Genomic DNA, 18174 nt, shown 5'->3' on the forward strand with positions numbered 1-18174 from the left:
GTCGACCGGCTCATGGATGGTCGGCTCCGGGGCGGGCGCGGGACGGGTTCCGCCGTCTTGGCTCATCAGGTGCTCCTCCACGGGGTAGTTGAGCGCGATTATGGCCGTCCGCGCGGACTGCGTCAGTGGGTACCTGTGGTCGCTAGTAGTGCTTCGTGGACGACGGCTCATGTGCAACGTGCGGTGCCCGGGTGGGGGCGGCCTGCTTGACGAGGCGACATGGAGATCGGCCGCTCCGGACCGCCCGCTCGCCGGTACCGATCGAGGGCACGCTCGCCACGCAGGCCCGCACGTTGCGAGTTACCTACCTCGTGGGCCTGTTCAGATACAGATCGGCCTGTTCAGATGCAGATCACGATCTTTCCTCGGGTGCGCCCACGCTCGGCGTGCGCGTGGGCGTCGGCGATCCGCTCCAGGGGGTAGGCCAGTTCGATACGGGGTGTGTAGCGGCCTTGCCCGCCCAGTTCCGCCGCCGCGGACAGGAGAGTGGAATCGTTCTCCGCGTTGACCACATGCGCGCCCAGGCGCTGCCCGCCCGCATGGTCGGCGACCGTCGCGACGCGCTTCGGGTCACCTGTGATCGCGACGAGGTCGTCCAGCGATCCGGAGGCCGCGGTGTCGAGCACGATGTCGACTCCGCGCGGGGCGAGAGCGGACAGACGCTGCGCGAGGCCGGGGCCGTAGGTGGTGGGAACGGCGCCGAGTGCGGTGAGGAACTCGTGGTTGCGTTCACTGGCTGTCCCGATCACAGTGGCACCTTGCGCTACCGCGATCTCGACCGCCGCGCTGCCCACGCCTCCGGCAGCGCCCTCGACGAGAAGGGTGCGCCCCGCGAGGGAGCCGAGCGCGTCGAGCCCGCGCATCGCGGTCACTGACGCGAGACCGGCACCAGCGGCCTGCTCGTCGTTCCACGTGGCGGGGGTGGGCGCCCAGGCCGAGAGGATGAGCAGCTCTGCGGTCGCCCCGGTGACACCGCCCAGTCCGAAGACACGGTCGCCGATGCTCACCCCCTGCACCCCGTCGCCGATCTCGTCGACCACACCGGCGCCGTCGCGCCCGGGAATGGCGGGCAGCTCCAGGGGAATCAGCTGGTGCAGGGCGCCGGCGCGAAGCTTCCAGTCGATGGGATTGACGCTGGCCGCCGCGACGCGGACACGGATCTCACCGGGTCCGGGGTGGGGGTCGGGGGCCTGCTCGATCACCAGGCTCTCCGCTCCGCCGTATTCGTGGAACCGGGCTGCGCGCATAGTGGTCTGCCTTACTTTGACGGGCCGGAATGACGTGTTCATCCGACGCTCGTCACTCTAGAACCTGACGTTGACGTGAGGTGCAAGCCGCAACTGCCGCCCGGCCGGAGGAGGGCAGGCGCGGATGGGCGAGGTTGCCGAGCGGGCGGGGGTGAGTGTGGGGGCCTGCGCCACTACGAGGGGTCACGCCGCCCGTCACGGTCGACACCCATGTGCCCTCGGGCGGGCTCGGCGATCCCGGCACGACGCGAGGACTGCCGTGCGTACGTGAACCGCGTGAACGCCCCTCGGGTCCGCCACCGGGTCATGATCAATCTCGGCGCCGGCAACGGTTCGATCGGCCCCCAGGGCTGCCCCCGGAGCCGGTATCGCTAGCCTGAACTTGACGTCGACGTGAGGTACGAGGGGGAAGGGAGTGACCTGCGTCATGCGCATCGGACAGCTCGCCAGGCGGTCAGGGGTCAGCGTGCGGGCCCTGCGCTACTACGAGGAACAGCGGCTCCTGGAATCGGCGCGGACGCCCGGTGGGCAGCGTGACTATCCCGACGAAGCCCTGGAGCGGGTCCAGCTCATCCAGGACCTCTTCGCGGCCGGCCTCTCCAGCCGTACCGTCGTCGAACTCCTGCCGTGCGTGAGCACCGGCGTCGCGACCCCCGCCATGCTCGACCAGCTCATCATCGAACGCGACCGCATCGCCGCACGCATCCAGGACCTGACCCGGGCCAAGACCAAACTCGGCCGCGTGATCGAGAATGTGACCGCGGCGAACGTGGCGCGGGACTGATCAACCCGTCGCGAGGGGTGGGGCCCCGACCTGTCCGGCACCTACCGGGAACTGGCCGGCCGCGGGAAGCCCCAGGCGTATCCGGAGGCCGTCGAAACAGCGTTCGTCGCTCTCGCTGCCCCGGACACACGCCGGGCAGCGGTAGGACAGGGCAAGCCGCGGCTGACCACGGTGCCGGCACACCGCAGGGCCGGTCAGCCGCAGCCTCTCCGACCGGACAACGTCCACGAGCGCATAGCAAGGGTCCGGGCGGCCTGCGGCTGGATCGACCACGCCATCGATACCGGAGAGGCGGACATGTGACTTCCTGTGGCCATCAGCCTGGATTCGTATGGCCGCTTACCTGGACTTCGCCATGGCCACTCTCAGGGCTGCTCCCCGCACCCGCTGGGTCGATCCCCCGCCGGTGGACGCGCCGGTGCACGGCACGGTCTGCTCCCCGAACCCGCGGGGTTGGTCCCGGTATCCGCACCGCACCCCACCGGCCCAGCCCCTGCTCCCCGCACTTGCGGGGATGGATCCCGCGCAGATCCCAGTCGTCTGCTCCCCGCACCCGCTGCGGTCGACCTGTGACGACCACGATCCACGGCCGAGTACTCACACTCTCCCGAACGGCCGAATCGTCACATCGGTCACGTTCGACCAGGACACCTCAACAAGGTCGCGTTACGAACTCTTGCGGGAATGGGCCCATGTCACACCCTGTGGACTGGGAACTCGACCGAAGCGAAGGGTACGGGCTGGATTGTTGGCTCCAACCCTGATAGATCACCTTGTCATGGCCATGAGCGCGATGGAACTGCACAGCATAAATCGTTGGGAGGCGTCCTTCCTCCGCGAGGAGGTGGGCGGCTACTTCACCCACGGCATCGAGTGCACACCGGGCGCGACCGTGCTCGACGTGGGCGCCAACATCGGTGTGTTCTCGGCCGCCGTCTACGAACGGCTGGACGGAGACGTGCGGATCTACGCCTTCGAGCCGATGCCGCCACTCCACGCGACACTCGAACGCAATGCCCGCGAGTTCTTCAACGGACGTCTGACCGCACTCCCCTACGGCCTGGCGTCCCGTGACGACGAACTCGACTTCAGCTACATTCCGGCCGCCACGATCTTCTCGTCCTCCTCACGGAACCAGGGAAACATCGAAGACGAGCGGCACCGGGTCACCGCCAGCGTTGTCGAAATGATCCGCCAGGGCGGCCTGGGACCCGTCCTGCGCCGCATACCCGCCCCCCTCCTCACTCTTCTCATCAGCCGCAAGCTCCGGGTGCTGCGGCAGCTTGAGACGCACCGAGTGAAGGTCAGGCCCCTGTCATCGGTACTCGACGAGCAGCGCATCGACCACATCGACCTGCTCAAGGTCGATGTGGAAGGCGCCGAACTCGAGGTACTCAGAGGCATCGAGGAACGGCACTGGCCGCTGGTCCGCCAAGCCGTCGTCGAGGTGGAGCACTGGCAGCACAACCGCGACACAGTCTGCGAAGTCCTCCACACACACGGCTTGACAGTCAGCACCGAGCAGGACTCGGTGCAGCGGGCCGGCGACATCGGCATGGTCTTCGCGGTCAGACCCCAACCACGCACAGCACCCGGCACTCAAGGCAGCAACAACGGCTCACACAACGAGGTCGATCGGCCCTGATAGCCATGTCCGGGACGAGAGTCGGGCGTTCGGTCCGAAGTGGGTCCGTCGCCGTGGACCGTGTCGGACGAACTGTGGCACCGCCTGGAGCCGCTGCCGCCCAGCCACAACCACGATGTCCAAACCGGATCAGCCTCCCCTTCAGGAAGGCGCGTGCGCCGTGGCGGTCACAGGAGGCCGGCGAAGACCGCCGACACGAAGAAGAACAGACTCATGAAAAACGCCCCGTCGACCGCGGGCAGCGTGGCCAGGGCGCCGGTACGCCGCTGACACCACGATTACTCGTTGGTGATCACTTGCCTACCGTGCCGCTAATCCGGCTGGGCTGCGAACAGTTCCAGGTGTGCGCAGGTGGGGCAACGGAAGGCATCGATCTGCCAGTGCGGCCGGCCCATCCTCTTGGCATTGCCGAGCGGGCCTCGCTGAAGGGGGCCTGCGATCCACCGCGCGAACCCGCGGGCGCCTTGGCCGGAGTCCTCGACAAAGCCCGGTTCGAGTCCCACCGCACCGCATTGGGTGCACCGTATGTTGTTCATCGAGGGAGTGTAGTGAGCGGCTGCGGGCGTTGGCAGTCAGGGCCCGCTCCCGTCGTTCTCATCCCGCGTTGTGCGCAACAAACAGCCGCAGCCTTTCGTACACGGCCCGGTGAGAGACGCGAGCAATGCTCAAGATCTGTGGATCGGCCTCGGGTTGGGACGTGAGAGCGCGTACCTTCCCGAGTGATCGATAGGTCACCGAGTAGACCGACGTTGCACCGTCGGTTGGGACGGTACGCCCATGCTCAGCGTAGTCAACGAGGACGGCACGACGGAGTCCGGTTCACTGATCGACGAGATCGTCCGCGTGGGAGCCCGGCGGATGCTCGCTGCCGTGCTGGAGGCTGAAGTCGACCAGTACATAGCCGAGTTGGCGGCTGAGCGGGCCGTGTGACGTACTACTGGCCCGGTGAGTCCTGGCAACAGTCCTTCGGTGACTTCGCACCCGGATCCCGCACCGTGACCTTGGGCCGGGCCAGCTGAGAGGCTTTCCGGACTCCTGCTCACCCCTGCACGAAGATCTTGCAAGAACGTGATTTTCACCCGCCGCCGACAGGCCCTCCCTCGGCCGGCCCTGCCACGGCCGCACGGTGGACCGGCAGGGGCTCGGCACCGCTCCACTGGTCGGACGAGCGCCCCGCCCGATACACCCCGACAAAACGCCTCTCGCTACGTGGTCACCAATCCACAGGTCTTGACAATTGCTCCGCTTAGCGCGCGTACTGCCGCCGAGGTCTACGACGGCGCGTCGGCATCGGCCCGGCGCGCACCTGGAACCTGGCCGTACTTCGCGCGGTGGCGTTCGATCACGCTTCGGAGCTGGGGTGTCTGTAGAGGAAGTCGATACTCACACCTGCCTCACGTGCAACGGCGGTGCAGCTGACGGCCTCGCCGGTCTTGGCACTGCTCGACCGGGGCCTCGGCGGCGAAGTCAATCGCCGGCACCATCCATGTCGGCCCCTGCACGGTTGTCACCAGCCGTGTCAGCGCCAAACGCCACCGGAGACACCTCGCGACTGACGCCCCCATACATCCGCACGCGGTGCGTCGCGCGCGTCTGTGCCGTCAGCCGGCCGCTCGCGCCGAGGTGACCGCGGTGCGGGCCGCGTGTTCGACCGCCGCGATGCCGCCCGTCATCGACGTGTTGCCGTCGGAGAGGACCGCGACGAGGTAGTGGTGTGTCCCCGAGGTGACCTGTCCGACGCTGTTGATGTCCCACAGGCCAGTGGTGCTGCGTTGCAGCCAGCCGTTCTTGAGCGCCCATCCGGCGCCGGAGTCGGAGGCCGCCGAGACGCCCCACGACTGTCCGGCGGCGATGCGGGTCATCAGCGTACGGAGGTAGTCCCGGGACGTCGCGGTCAGTACGGACCCGCTCGCGGACGAGTTCTTGCCGTCGGCGAACACCGCGCGCAGCAGGCGGATCTGGTCACTCACCGTGGTGCGCGTCAGGCCCCACGTGCCGCCGGCCCCGCCCACGGTCGAGGACAGCCCGAGGCGCTTGTTCGCCGCCTCCAGGCCGGGCGCCAGGCCGATCCGCCGCCAGAGCGCGGTCGCCGCGTCGTTGTCGCTGCGCTCGATCATCGCCTCGGCCTGGGCGCGCTCCTGCGGTGTGAGGTCGCGTCCGGCGTCCTGCGCCTGGAGGAGCATTGTGGCGAGGATGTCGACCTTGATGATGCTGGCCGTGTCATAGGCGACATCCTTCCCCCGCACCTGCGGATTCCGGGCGGGGTGGTCCAGGTCCAACACTGCGGACGTCACGCGCGCCTCGCTCGTCGCAGCCGTCTGGCTGGTGGCTGTCCCGGAGCGCTCCGACGTCCCGGTGGCGGCTGCCGCGGCCGGACCAACCGCACCGGCTGCAAAGAGGGTGGCCACGGAGGCGGTCAGCAGCGCCGTGCGGAGGCCGACCCGCCTGTCGCGCCGGCCAGGCGTGTTTGCGCTCCGCGTGGTCGGTCGGAAATTCGGGCGGTACGGCATGAGGCCTCGGTGGTTCGGGGGCGGGGGCACAGACCTGCGAACGTAGACGAGGCGACGGTTCCGTGACGTGACCAGTGCCACGAAAAAGCCCTAACAGGACCATTTGTGAGCACACCCACAGTTCCCGGGCCACCCAGGATCGACATGATCGTCCACACCGTCGACAGGGAGCTCATCGAGAAGCCCAGGGTCGCCGGCCGCCGCCACTGCGGACGATGCGGAGTGTGACTTACCGTCCGTGCAGGTGAGGCGCAGAAGGATCGGCGGCCTGAGCCGACGCCGTCCCACTACGAAGATCACGACCCGTTTGTGATCTTCGAGAGGGAACCCCGTCGTGCGCTTCTCCCCCGCCGCCCGTACGGGTGCCGCCGCGCTGTCCGCGCTCGCCGTACTGCTCGCCCCCACCACCGCCCACGCCGCCACAGCCGAGCGCACCACCGCCCCCCGGGGACACCGTGGCCCTGCCCGTCCGCGACGCCCTGGCCGCGCTCCCTGTCCAGACCGAGAACCGGACCGGCTACGAGCGCACGAAGTTCAAGCACTGGACCGACGTGGACCGCGACGGGTGCAACACCCGCGCCGAAGTTTTCCCTCGATGAGGCGCTCACCGCCCCGATCTAGGGACCGAACTACGCGTTGGCCGGCGGCAGTTGGTACTCGCCGTACGACGACCGCTACCTCGACAGCGCGAGCAGGCTGGGCGTCGACCGCCTCGTGCCGCTCACCGAGGCCTGGGACTCCGGCGCCTCCCAATGGACCGCGACGGAAAGCGAGTTGTACGCGAACGACCTGGACGGCGCCCGCGACCTGATCGCGGTGTCCGCCGCGAGCAACCGCTCCAAGGCCGACAAGCCGCCACCGAGAGCCCTCCTCCGGCCAGGATGCAGCCGCGCGGAGCCGGCCTCACGGGCGGGGTAGGCAGCGATTTCGGCCCAGTCGAGGGCAGATCCCTCGGAGCGTCTGTCTTCAACTCCTGAAGCCGCTGTGCGAGGTCCGCGAGCGGCTTCAAGGGCAGTCGACTCGACGACGGGAACTCCTTCGTGACGCCGTCATCACAGAACCACAGCTCAGCAGGACAAGACCGCGTTCGACCGACCGCTGGAAAGCGGTCCACAGCTCGACGAAGCTTGGTTCGGACCTTTACCGGACCTCCATAGAGCGTCGCAGGAAACCTGCTTCTCAACCGATCACGTTGAAGCCATTGACGCATGGAGGGCCGCGCCGGACACTCCTGCATTGAAACGGCGATCCCTGCCCGGCGGGCACCCAACTCAGGCCTGCCTCACACGACATGACAGATCGTCCGGAATCAGCCGCGTGCACCACGATCCACAGTGCGGCGGCGTCGACGCAGAGGAGGACAACGAAAAACCGCAGATTCATGATCACTCTGAGAGCGCTCTCAGATCTATCGGCAGACCGTATCGGCAGTACCCGCTGAAGCCACCGTCCACATCACGCCGCACCGGTGCGGCGCTCACGCGCAGACCACACCGTTCACACGAGGGATCGCAATGCGACCGCTCCTCATCCGCACGTTCTGGAGCCGTTGATCCGACGGCGGAAACGACCTGCTCCCGCGCCCCACCAGGAGCCAGGCCCCCGCAGTACTCCCATCCCGCCATCTCGACAGGGAGAACCACAACGATGAGAACCTCCTCGCCGCCTGCCAGTGCGTCCGCAGGCAGTCAGAGAACCGTCCCCCTCGTCCTGGGCAGCGCTCTGCTGCTGCTCATCGGCACACTCGCAGGCCTGATCGGAACCGGCGGCAGCGCCTCGGCGGCTGTACCGGGCGCGCCGACAGGCTGGACCACCCTCTTCTCGGACGACTTCAACGGCTCGTCCGGCAGCGCGCTGGACCGGGCCAACTGGCTGTACGACCTGGGCACCGGATACGCGGGAGGAGCCGCCAACTGGGGAACGGGCGAAATCGAATCGGCCACCGACTCCACCAGCAACGTGTACCAGGACGGACAGGGCCACCTGGTCATCCGGGCTCTGCGGGACGGGTCCGGACACTGGACCTCGGGACGCATCGAGACCCAGCGCACCGACTTCGCCGCCCCGGCCGGCGGGCAGCTCCAGATGAGCGCGTCCATCCTCCAGCCCAACCCGCAGAGCGGACTGGGCTATTGGCCCGCGTTCTGGGCGATGGGCGGCGCGGCCCGCCCGGTCGGCGCGACGAACTGGCCCAGTATCGGCGAGTTCGACATCATGGAGGACGTCAACGCGCTGAGCCAGCACTCCACCACCTTCCACTGCGGCGTGTGGGCAGGCGAGTGCCACGATCCCGACGGCATCACCAGCGATCTCCAACCGTGCGCGGGCTGCCAGACCGGCTACCACACGTACTCCGCGATCATCGACCGCACGAACACCTCCGCGGAGCAGCTCCGCTTCTACCTCGACGGCAATCTGACCTTCACCGTCAACGAGAACCAGGTGTCGGTCGCCACGTGGCAGGCCGCCGTCGATCACGGATTCATGGCCATCTTCGACCTGGCGATCGCCGGTTCCTACCCCGACAAGGTCTGCGGCTGCAGCTCGGCCGCCCAGGCAGGCAGTATCACCTCCGGTGCCGCCATGAGCGTCGACTGGTTCGCGGTCTACCAGCAGAACCCGGGCGGGAGCACGACCGGCGGTACCACGAGTGGCAGCACGACAGGCGGGAGCTCCGGCGGTAGCACTACGACGCCGGACTACACCGCCGGTGTGACGCGCGTGAGCGCCAATCAGGCGCAGATCACGTTCCTTCCGACAACACCGGCGGCGTACGTCGACGTGCACTACCTCGTCAACGGCTCCGGCCAGCAGAACTTCCGGATGACCAACAGCGGCGGCACCTGGACACAGAACGTCACGCTCACCACCGGCTCCACCCTGACCTACTGGTTCACCTACGAGAAGAACGGCCCCCAGTACGACAGCCCGCACTACACCTACATTCAGTAAGCCCCCCGGGCTGGTCCTTCCGGGCCAGCCCGGCAACCAACCACCCGCGCAAGCCCAATCACCCACACACACCCCGCCCCGAACAACAAACCGGCGCAGCTGCCACCCGCGCTGTACCGGCTGCGCTCACCCCGCCCGTCCCGCTCCCGGCGAACGGTCTCAGGACTCACGGCTCGCCGTCCTCCCCGGTCTTCCCCACTCACGTAGGAGCCTGTCCAAAGACCGCCGCAGACAGACAACACCACCCGGGCCCCCCGCCAGCCGCAGGCCGGGATCCGGGCGGGAGCCAGCAGAGGCGGCGGCGTTGTCGCGTGGCTCGCCGTATCGACCGCCCCTGCTCACCCAGGCCACCACCCACGCCGTACCCGCTCCCCGCCCTCAGGTAGCACCCGGTGACACCATCTCCCTGCCGATCCGCGACGCCCTGGCCGCACTCACCGTCCAAGACGAAAGCCGCGCCGGCTACAAGCGCTCGAAGTCCAAGCACTGGACCGACGCCGACAACGACGGCCGCAATCGCCCTCAGCGGCGCGCCCGAGTCAGACAAGCCCCATGGTGACTACGGTCAGGGCGGGGCCGGCAGGCCTCCTCAAGGCCGGCAGTATCTGTTCTGACCTCGGAGTTGTTCCTCACGTCCGCGGCTGCGGGCCTCAGTCCAGCGGCGGAGCCGGAAGAAGATGACGACCGCCGGCAGCACCGCCACGTTGATCGTCAGCACGAACAGCACCCTCTCCCCCGCACAGAGATGTCCTTCATCCAGGTGTAGCCAGCAACCGGTGAGAAAGTGCCACAGCCGGTCAGGAATGGCAGCAAACGGCGTACAGGTCGGCCGAATCCGCGTCGTCGGCCTCCAGCCGTAGCCGATCCGACGTCCCACGCCGGTGCGCCGGGCATTCTCACCGGGCGGGCCCGCCCGGCCGGCCGGCGAACGAGGGCCGCCGACCAGCCACCGGCGTGCCGGACGGTGACGCGTCCAGGGCTCACAGGGCACTCCCGTAGCCCCCCGTCACCCTGTTCTCATCCGCAACACCCGAGGTCAGGGCGTCGTGGCGGGTTTCATCAGGGAGTTCGCCGGAAGTGCTGCGCCGGGTGCGGGACCCGCATAGCGTGCGATGACCGGGCCGTTTCCCCGCGTTGTCGCGGTCCGTGCCTCGTGGGGCCCACGACCCTCTAGGAGATCTTGGGATGTCTTCCGACAGTTCCGAGTTACGTCCGCTGCCACATCGGGCCGGACGGCACGCTTCCGCTGTCACGCCGGGGTGGGCCACTGGCCGGGTCCGTCCGTGGACCGGGCCGCACCGGGACCTGCGGCTGCTGCGCCGGGCGTGCCGCTGGCAGCGGCGGGTCGCCGCGTTCGCCGCACTCGGATATTTCGCCGTGTTCCTGACACTGACCGTCCAGGTGCCCTCCCTGATGGCCCGTCCCGCTCCGGGCGGCCTGCCCTTCGGACTGTTCCTGGCACTGGTGCAGCTGCCGGTGACCTGGCTGGCCGTCATCTTCTACGAGCTCACCGCACGCCGGTTCGTCGACCCGCTCGCCCGCCGGGTACGGCGTCAGGCCCGTGACGGGCAGTGGCGGACGTGACGGACTTCGAGGGCGCCGCGCAGTCCTGGTCGCTCGTGGCGTTCTGCAGCGTCGTGACACTCACGCTCCTGCTGTGCGTGATCACCGGCCCCGACCGGGAGGACCTGGACGAGTTCTACACCGGCTACCGCTTCCTCTCCCCCCTGCGCAACGGCCTGGCCATCGCCGGTGACTACATCTCGGCGGCCACCGTCCTCACTGTCGGCGGCATCATCGCCCTGTGCGGCTACGACGGCGTCGTACTGGCCCTGAGCACCCTGCTCTCACTGCTCCTGCTGATGTTCCTGCTGGCCGAACCACTGCACCACACCGGCCGCTTCACGATGGGCGACGTGCTGGGCCGGCGCATGCCCGGGCGGGCGGTACGGATCACGGCGTGCGCGGTCACCCTCGCGGCACTGGTGCCCATGATGGTGGTCCAACTGGCCGGTGTCGGACAGCTGCTGGCATTCGTCCTGGGCTTCTCCGACGGCGCGATGCGCACGGGCTGCGTCGTCGGCGCGGGAGCCCTCATGATCACCTACGCGGCCATCGGCGGGATGCGCGGGACCGCGCTCATCCAGATCCTGAAGACCGTGATCCTCCTCGGCTCCGGGCTCGTCGTCGCCGCACTCGTCCTGCACACCTTCGGCTGGAGCCCCCAGACCCTGTTCCAGACGGCCGCACAGAACAGCGGAGCCGGACCGGCCTACCTGCACTACGGCCTGCAGTTCGCCGGCGGCCGACACCCCGCCCTGGACATGGTGAGCACCCAATGCGCCATCGTGCTGGGCGGCGCCTGCCTGCCGCACGTCACCATGCGGATGTACACCGCGGGCAGTACCCGTCAGGTGCGCCGTGCGATGTCCTGGGCGGTCTCGGCGGTCGCCCTGTTCATGGCGGTGATGACCGTCGTGGCGGTCGGCGCCACCGCCCTGATCGGCGGCAAGGAGATCGCGGCCGCGGACCCACGCGGCAACACCGCCTACCTGCTGGGAGCACGCGCCGCGTTCGGCGCGGACCTCTCCCGCGCGGAGGGCCTGCTGTTCACCACCGTCACCACCGCCATCTTCCTGACCCTGCTGGCATCGGTGGCCAGCATGACACTGGCCTGCGCCAACTCCCTGGCCCACGACGTCCTCGCCCGCACGAACACCGCGCCGCTGCGCGAGATGGCACTGGCACGCCTGGCCGCGCTCGGCGTGGGCGTACCGGTCATCGCGCTGGCCGTGCTCGCCCAGCACCGCAGTCTGCAGCCCCTCGCCATCGTCTCGTTCTGCCTCGGCGCCTCCGCCATCGCACCCGCACTCGTCCTCGGACTCTTCTGGCGCCGCTACACCCGTACCGGACTGCTGTGCACCCTCATCGGCGGCAGTCTCACCGTCCTCGTCCTGATGACCGGCACCAACCTCGTCTCCGGCTCCCCCCAATCAGCCTTCCCCGAAGCCGACTTCAACTGGTTCCCCTTCACCACCACCGCCCTCGTGTCCGTCCCGGCAGGCTTCCTATGCGGGGTACTCGGCACCCTCTTATCGGGCAGGGGCGCCGCCGCACGTGAACGCAACCGCTACGAGGCCGTCGAACCCGTCCTGCTGGCCGGACCCCCGCACCCCCGCAGCGGCTGACAGAACGGCACACAGGACTACGGCCCGGCACGAGCGCGAGCCGAGCGGTAAGGGGCTTGTCTTGCGCCGCCGTACGTCCGCTACCGTCCCCGGAGCCGGTCTGCCGCCGAGGCGCGGGCCGGAGCCCCGTGAGGGGTCTGGCCGGACTCTGTGACGGTGACGGCATAGGGCGTGAACTCACCGACGGTCCGTGCCGGTACGCCGCGACGGAGCGGAGAGGACACATCATTCGTGAGTACCTGACGAATGATCAGATGCCCTCCCCCCGTCGTGCCGCGTGCGGGGTGCGGGGTACGGGGTGCGGGGTGCGGGTATCGACGAGGACACAGGAGTGCGCAGGGAAGCCCCGGCTGACCATGACGGCCGGTCCCGTCGCCGCCAAGGCCATGAAGCACACCGCCACCGCCACCGCCACCGCGGCCGGGGCGCTTGCGGAGCCGACGCCGCCGGCCCCGACGCGGGAACGGGTGACGCTGCGCGCCAGCCAGGCCAACGGCTGCGGTGGACGCGTGGACGTGCACACCACGGACACCGCCGCAGCGGTGAGACGGCACTGCGGCTCAATCTCGTCGCCGCGTAGCGTGTGACCCGAGGCCACCGTGTTCACCGACGCCGAGCCCGCCGCACTGGAGCTCACCGGGAAAGGCACCCGTATCGCGGACGCGGGCCGGCCGGGGTACCACACGAGGCGCGGGCGAACGCCGCCAACCACTACGACCAGGACCACCTCGTCGCCGCCCCTGCGACCCAGATCGCGATCATCAACGCGTTCAACCGCGGGAACACCATCACCCGCCAGCCCGCCGGGAGTTACAAGGGCCGGCGAGTTCCACTGACAGCGCGGACACCGACCCCATAGCGGCGGCAGCACCCGGGCAACACCTCCTGACACCCGGGGTGCTGATGTTCCGACCTACGTCCCACCGCCGTCCGGAGACGGGGACGGGGACGGGGAGCGGGACCGGCCGGGGTGCGGAGTGGGCTTTCCCGGGGGCGTCACACGGCCGTGCCCACGGTGCCCGCCGGGCCGGCCGTGTGCCCTAGTACGGCACTCTCCCCCGCGCTGCCACCGGCCGCGGAGCCGGCGGCGTCCACGGGACGGGCGGTGTCCGCGGGGCGGCCGAGGATCCAGCTCAGCAACGGGCCCGCCATCATGGTCGTGACGACGGCCATGACCACCATCAGCGAGTACAAGTCCCTTCTCAGGAAACCCAGTTGCAGGCCCACATTGAGGACGATGAGCTCGGTCAGACCGCGGGTGTTCATCAGCGTCGCCAGCGCGGCGGACTGCCGCACCGGCATCCGGTTCAGACGGGCCGCGGCGAACGCGCCGGTGAACTTGCCGCCCACCGCCACCAGCAGAACGAGCCCCAACGTGCCCAGCCCGCCCGCGTCCAGATGGGACAGGTCGACCTGGAGACCGGCGACGACGAAGAACACCGGCAGCAGCAGGACGCCGCTCAACTCGCCCAGCCGCTCATGGACTTCGGCACGCAGCCGCTCGCCACCGGCACGCGGCAGGACAGAACAGAAGGACACGGACGCGGCGAGGCTCCCACTGCCACGAACCAATGCGACATCCCACCCCAGACCGACCAGGAACATGAAAACCGCCACGCCGACCGCGGCCAGGGCACCGAGCAGCGGCCGGATCCCGGCCGGGAAGAGTGCAGCTGAGAGCGCACCGTGGAAAAGGGTCGGGCCCAGCGCGATCCCGGCAAGGACCTCACCGATCACCGCCGGCTGATTCAGACGCCGGGCCAACACACCCGACAAGCGGGCCAACAGCACGATCGCGGCCAGGCCCAGAAGGAGCGAGGAGGTCTGATGGGTGGTCATGGCAATGGGTCTCCAAAAGGTGAGGTCCAGCCCGGGAACACCGGAAGAGTGACGCCGCACCACGCGGGCACCGGGCAGCCGGCGGCACAGGAGCGGGAAAGACACAAAACCCAGCGCCCACTACGTGTCGTCACCAAGACTCTCCACACGGAAAGTGCGCGAGCCGGAGTCGGGGGACAGACGGCGGCAGGCGGGGCAGGCGCCGTAACGGCGGGCACAGGCACGCAGGACGGTCCCGCAACCTGCCGGAGTAAACCCGGGGACCGGACGGTTCCGTGCCCGGGAGGCGGGTGTTACAGCGTCTACCGGCGGGGGTCGGCCCCGCCCGGGGGCGGGGTGAAGGCCTCGAGGTGGTCCTGGGCCCACTGCCGGAAGGAGCGGGCCGGACGGCCCGTCAGAGTGCTGACAGTGTCCTCCACGTGGGCCTTGGCACCCGCCCGCTGACGCTCCGCACCCGCCAGAAGAGCCTCCACAACCGGAAGCGGACAGCGTCCGCCCAGCGCGACACGCGCCTGATCCGGGGTCAGCTCCTCGAAACGCAGGGGGATGCCGAGCAGCCGGCCCAGCTCACGGGTCTGACCGACAGCCGTCAACGCCTCGGGCCCCGTCAGGGTGTAAGCACACCCGGCATGACCCTCCTCGGTCAGGACTCGCACCGCGACCTCCGCGATGTCCCGGGGGTCCACGCAGGCGTTGGGCGACATCCCGTACAACGCCCGAACGGTGCGCTCGTGGCGGACAGAACCAGCCCAGGACAGGGAGTTGGACATGAACGCACGCGGACGCAGCAGGGTCCACTGCAGGCCGCAGCCGCGCAGCAGGTCCTCGTTGGCGCGCTGCCGGTGGGTGATCAGGTCGTCGGCCCCGGGGTCCAGAACACCCGCCGCGGAGAGTTTCACCACCCGCCGCACCCCGGCAGCACGGGCGGCCGAGACAAAGCGGGCGTCGTCGTCGCCGTCGACTCGCGTGGTAACGAGGAACGCCGTGCGCACCCCCTGCAAGGCCCGGGCCAGCGACGGCGGATCCGTGTAGTCCCCGACGACCACCTCCGCCCCCGGGAACATCCCTGCGGCCTTCGCCGGGTCCCTGGTCATGACCCGCACGCGCAGGTTGGCAGGCAGGCCGCGGACCACTTCCCGCCCCACCGTCCCCGTCGCGCCCGTCACCAGGATCATCGGACCCTCCCCGCGCCCGGCCCGCCACGGCCCCGCCTTCCGTCGTCAACCAATCCTCCACGCCTCCATCTCTCCATACGCTCTCCGCCTTTGCCGCTTTACTGAAGATTCTCACGTTTCTCCCGTTTCCTGCCCGCCAAGCCTGCCGGGACGGGGCGACCCGGACGGGGCAAGATCCGGGCCGGACGGCTTCTATCGGGTCTTCGGGCTCATCGGGCACAGAAGACCGGAGGCGGCGATGCAGGACCGGGGCGAGCGCGGAGTCCGGCCGCCTGGGGGCGACCGGACTGGGTGTTGTTGACGACCTGCTGCATGGCCGACCTGCGTCCACGGTCGTAGGTGTCCGCGGTCGTCGGTGGCCAGCGGTCCGCGACACCTTGGACTATCCGGGCCAGCTTCCAGCCGAGGTTGAGCGCGTCCAGTGGGGCGGCACTCAGTGCCTGGCCGCCGGCCGGGAAGCGCACGTCGACTGAATCCCCGCCAGGTCGAGGGCGCTCCTCGATCGCCGCTGAGGCCACCCCTCACGCACCTCGACACTTCCGCATCCAGCTCATCCGGACGGCCGGCAGGAGGACCCGCACCTTGGCCGAGCTCGCAGCCACGCAGCAGGACGAGCTGGGTCGGGGATGTCCACGGAACCTCGACAGAGGCATCGAGGGAGCAAGGACAGTGCGGGATCCGTCTGTGGTACGCCATGCTCCGCCCTCCCCCGTACGAAGCGTGGGCCGGATCATTTCTGCAACTCGCCCGCGAGAATGGCGGGTTGGGCGGTGAGCTGGACGGTCGCGTCCGGGACGGTCACGGAGATGTCGTCGGGGCAGGCCGTCAGGATGGAACGCTGCAAACGGCGCCGCCGGCTCCAGGCACGGTTCCGCCACGAGGGTGGTGGCAGTCGCCGGTAGACGTCCAGTGTCTCGTTCGCGCGCTGCCGACACGGTGCAGCGCCACCATGAACTGGCCGTGCAGACTCTCGTGCATCCGGTCCTGGTTGACCAGCACCGTCAGCTCCGGCAGCAGCTCACGGTGGCGGCCCAGATGCAGATCGGCGTCGATGCGCTGAGCCAGCGCGCAGGCGGCCCTCCTCCGACCTCCGGACCTCCATGTCGATCTGGCTGCCGGCCCCGGCCCGCAGAACGGTGAGCGCCGGCCCACTCCGCAGACACGACGCGTCTGCCAGACGGCGGGCCGCTCCTGCACAGTCCTCGACGTCCATGGCCCGGTATCCGATGCTCGCAGACCGCTCGAGCTCCCGGTGGTAGATCATGCCGCCACGCGTCTGCAGCCGATATCCGCCGGGCACGGTGGCCAGAATGTCCTTGCCCCCGCTCCCCCCTCACCCCCGCTCCCGCGCGGCCAGCGCCGTGCCGATCAACTCACGTAGCTGCGGGACTAGGTTCTGCAGGGTGGTGCGCACACTGTGCGGCAGGGTCCCCACCACACACAACTCTTCTCCACCAACATGACCACCGGCACCACCCTGTCGGCATGGAGAGCCAGCAGGCCCAGCACTTGTTCTGGCTTCGGGGCCGTCGGCACGGCCGACACACTGTTCTCACGCACCGCAGGCGCACCCAGCACTTCGACGTACACACTCAACTCCCCCACAAGGCCGCTGAGAAAGCGGATACGCGGCCCGCGTTCAAGCCGCCAGGCACCGGGCACCGGGCACCGGGACCGTCACAGCGGCGGAACCACCCGACAGAACAGCACGGACGGTTTGTAGATTTCCGAAGGGTATTCCGCCACCAGAGGACACACAGAATCGGCCACCCCAGCCACCCCCGGAGACCGCCACCACGTCGGAGGATCCCTTCGGGAGTCGATACGCACGTGCCGGCCTCGGCTTTCCCACGTCGACGAGCCCAGGCGACGGCAGGCAGGCACCCCAGAACGCCCCAAGCGGCGGAGAACGGTCTCGCCCTCGCCCTACTGTCGGCGTCCAACCATGATGTCGAGGCCCAATGGGTGGACCCTCGCCCGCCTCAAGGACGGCCTCGCCGGGGCCGTGCCCGACGCCGCCAGAGTTCCAGCCCGCCTCTCGCGAAAGGTCAGCCACTGCCCGAGCCGCGCTGGCATCATCGCCCACACCACCGCGCCGCGAGACAGTGGCCACTGTCCAGACGCTCTGCCTGCCAGCCTCAACGACAACCACTTCCCGCCCGACCTGTCGGTCAAGCACACCCCACCACCCGCGCCGCCAACTCGCGCAGGCCACCTCCTCGACCCAGCTGTACTGGTGGGTACTCCGCCTGCCCGACGCCGGCCCCGCCACCGTACTTTCCGCGGCATGGCGCGCCGCACCCGTCCTGCTCGGTATCGAGAAAGGCCGCCTCATACGGGCTGACGCCGGCACCGATGTCGACACGTCCGTGGGTGACTTGATCGACGGCGCCCGTCTCCCCTCAAGTCACAGTGGGCCAGAGGCTGGAAGGTCGGGGACGAGCGGACCGATCCGCATGGCGAAGGCGCGTTGGCCGAACACGGTGAGGAACAGGTCGGGGGACGATCGGCGGGCAAGACGGTGTGCCACGGTACGGCGCTCGGCGACCGCGCACGACCGCTTGCCGCCCTATGTCACAGCCGCCGCGACGGGGATCTGCGGCTGTGCAAGAGACCGGCCGTGGAGCGGTCCAGCCTCCAGCCCTGCTCTCGACATGCGGTTCGGGGACGACGGCGCCTTCTCAGCGACTCGGGAACGAGCCCCACGATGACCGCCGAGGTGGATTTCCGTCGGCTTCAGCGGGCGATCAACCGCGCAACCGTCGGGGTCACCAGCCGGCTTCATGGCCTGCCGAACCGCACCGCGCGCCAGCCGAACCGCACCGCCCGTCACT

General features: G+C 69.2%; 14 protein-coding genes and 2 pseudogenes. 10 read left to right on the plus strand and 6 right to left on the minus strand.

Annotated features, from left to right (window positions below):
- Positions 1-341: 341 nt before the first annotated feature.
- Positions 342-1247 carry an NADP-dependent oxidoreductase gene (locus ACFWP5_RS34740; protein WP_384165853.1) on the minus strand — a complete coding sequence of 302 codons (906 nt, stop codon included), beginning with the start codon at positions 1245-1247 and terminating at the stop codon, positions 342-344.
- Positions 1248-1674: 427 nt separating this feature from the next.
- Here ACFWP5_RS34740 and ACFWP5_RS34745 point away from each other — a divergent pair, with 427 nt between their 5' ends.
- The 3 genes and pseudogenes from ACFWP5_RS34745 to ACFWP5_RS34755 form a co-directional block, all read left to right on the plus strand.
- The gene (locus tag ACFWP5_RS34745) at positions 1675-2031 is read left to right on the plus strand and encodes a MerR family transcriptional regulator (protein WP_384165856.1); all 357 of its coding nucleotides are present in this window, start codon (positions 1675-1677) and stop codon (positions 2029-2031) included.
- Positions 2032-2815: 784 nt separating this feature from the next.
- Positions 2816-3676 carry an FkbM family methyltransferase gene (locus ACFWP5_RS34750; protein WP_384165859.1) on the plus strand — a complete coding sequence of 287 codons (861 nt, stop codon included), beginning with the start codon at positions 2816-2818 and terminating at the stop codon, positions 3674-3676.
- A gap of 777 nt (positions 3677-4453) precedes the next feature.
- Positions 4454-4597: pseudogene (locus ACFWP5_RS34755) on the plus strand (IS256 family transposase); the annotation flags it as partial.
- Between the two features lie 680 nt (positions 4598-5277).
- On the opposite strand, the gene ACFWP5_RS34760 reads toward ACFWP5_RS34755, so the two are convergent.
- Positions 5278-6186, minus strand: coding sequence for a serine hydrolase (locus ACFWP5_RS34760; RefSeq protein WP_384165862.1), 909 nt, complete (start codon positions 6184-6186; stop codon positions 5278-5280).
- A 455-nt stretch (positions 6187-6641) separates the two neighbouring features.
- Here ACFWP5_RS34760 and ACFWP5_RS34765 point away from each other — a divergent pair, with 455 nt between their 5' ends.
- From ACFWP5_RS34765 to ACFWP5_RS34795, 7 genes and pseudogenes are all read left to right on the plus strand, one after another.
- On the plus strand, positions 6642-6785 hold the full coding sequence (locus tag ACFWP5_RS34765; RefSeq protein ID WP_384165865.1) for a hypothetical protein: 144 nt from the start codon (positions 6642-6644) through the stop codon (positions 6783-6785).
- Between the two features lie 37 nt (positions 6786-6822).
- The gene (locus tag ACFWP5_RS34770) at positions 6823-7104 is read left to right on the plus strand and encodes a hypothetical protein (RefSeq protein WP_384165868.1); all 282 of its coding nucleotides are present in this window, start codon (positions 6823-6825) and stop codon (positions 7102-7104) included.
- 729 nt (positions 7105-7833) lie between these two features.
- The gene (locus tag ACFWP5_RS34775; protein ID WP_384165871.1) at positions 7834-9138 is read left to right on the plus strand and encodes a glycoside hydrolase family 16 protein; all 1305 of its coding nucleotides are present in this window, start codon (positions 7834-7836) and stop codon (positions 9136-9138) included.
- Between the two features lie 304 nt (positions 9139-9442).
- Positions 9443-9697, plus strand: a complete 255-nt coding sequence (locus ACFWP5_RS34780) for a hypothetical protein (RefSeq protein WP_384165874.1) — start codon at positions 9443-9445, stop codon at positions 9695-9697.
- A gap of 626 nt (positions 9698-10323) precedes the next feature.
- On the plus strand, positions 10324-10722 hold the full coding sequence (locus tag ACFWP5_RS34785; protein WP_384165877.1) for a DUF485 domain-containing protein: 399 nt from the start codon (positions 10324-10326) through the stop codon (positions 10720-10722).
- A complete protein-coding gene (locus ACFWP5_RS34790) occupies positions 10719-12326 on the plus strand; it encodes a cation acetate symporter (protein ID WP_384165880.1) in 1608 nt (535 codons plus the stop codon). Before ACFWP5_RS34785 ends, ACFWP5_RS34790 begins: the two co-directional genes overlap by 4 nt.
- A 356-nt stretch (positions 12327-12682) precedes the next feature.
- Positions 12683-13185 (plus strand): annotated as a pseudogene (locus tag ACFWP5_RS34795) (carboxymuconolactone decarboxylase family protein).
- 137 nt (positions 13186-13322) lie between these two features.
- Here ACFWP5_RS34795 and ACFWP5_RS34800 read toward each other — a convergent pair.
- The 4 genes from ACFWP5_RS34800 to ACFWP5_RS34815 all read right to left on the minus strand — a co-directional run bounded on the left by ACFWP5_RS34800 (position 13323) and on the right by ACFWP5_RS34815 (position 16537).
- Positions 13323-14165, minus strand: a complete 843-nt coding sequence (locus tag ACFWP5_RS34800; RefSeq protein ID WP_384165882.1) for a cation:proton antiporter — start codon at positions 14163-14165, stop codon at positions 13323-13325.
- A 302-nt stretch (positions 14166-14467) separates the two neighbouring features.
- On the minus strand, positions 14468-15340 hold the full coding sequence (locus ACFWP5_RS34805; protein ID WP_384165885.1) for an NAD(P)H-binding protein: 873 nt from the start codon (positions 15338-15340) through the stop codon (positions 14468-14470).
- Between the two features lie 209 nt (positions 15341-15549).
- Positions 15550-15858, minus strand: a complete 309-nt coding sequence (locus tag ACFWP5_RS34810) for an FAD-dependent monooxygenase (RefSeq protein ID WP_384165888.1) — start codon at positions 15856-15858, stop codon at positions 15550-15552.
- A gap of 307 nt (positions 15859-16165) precedes the next feature.
- On the minus strand, positions 16166-16537 hold the full coding sequence (locus ACFWP5_RS34815) for a BTAD domain-containing putative transcriptional regulator (RefSeq protein WP_384165891.1): 372 nt from the start codon (positions 16535-16537) through the stop codon (positions 16166-16168).
- Between the last annotated feature and the right edge of the window lie 1637 nt (positions 16538-18174).

This window comes from Streptomyces sp. NPDC058469 (assembly GCF_042721125.1).
Classification (GTDB): domain Bacteria; phylum Actinomycetota; class Actinomycetes; order Streptomycetales; family Streptomycetaceae; genus Streptomyces.

Bases quoted from the DNA above. Each gene is read 5' to 3' on its own strand.
- ACFWP5_RS34740 (WP_384165853.1), bottom strand. From the start codon at position 1,247: ATGCGCGCAGCCCGGTTCCACGAATACGGCGGAGCGGAGAGCCTGGTG.
- ACFWP5_RS34745 (WP_384165856.1), top strand. From the start codon at position 1,675: ATGCGCATCGGACAGCTCGCCAGGCGGTCAGGGGTCAGCGTGCGGGCC.
- ACFWP5_RS34750 (WP_384165859.1), top strand. From the start codon at position 2,816: ATGAGCGCGATGGAACTGCACAGCATAAATCGTTGGGAGGCGTCCTTC.
- ACFWP5_RS34760 (WP_384165862.1), bottom strand. From the start codon at position 6,186: ATGCCGTACCGCCCGAATTTCCGACCGACCACGCGGAGCGCAAACACG.
- ACFWP5_RS34775 (WP_384165871.1), top strand. From the start codon at position 7,834: ATGAGAACCTCCTCGCCGCCTGCCAGTGCGTCCGCAGGCAGTCAGAGA.
- ACFWP5_RS34785 (WP_384165877.1), top strand. From the start codon at position 10,324: ATGTCTTCCGACAGTTCCGAGTTACGTCCGCTGCCACATCGGGCCGGA.
- ACFWP5_RS34800 (WP_384165882.1), bottom strand. From the start codon at position 14,165: ATGACCACCCATCAGACCTCCTCGCTCCTTCTGGGCCTGGCCGCGATC.
- ACFWP5_RS34805 (WP_384165885.1), bottom strand. From the start codon at position 15,340: ATGATCCTGGTGACGGGCGCGACGGGGACGGTGGGGCGGGAAGTGGTC.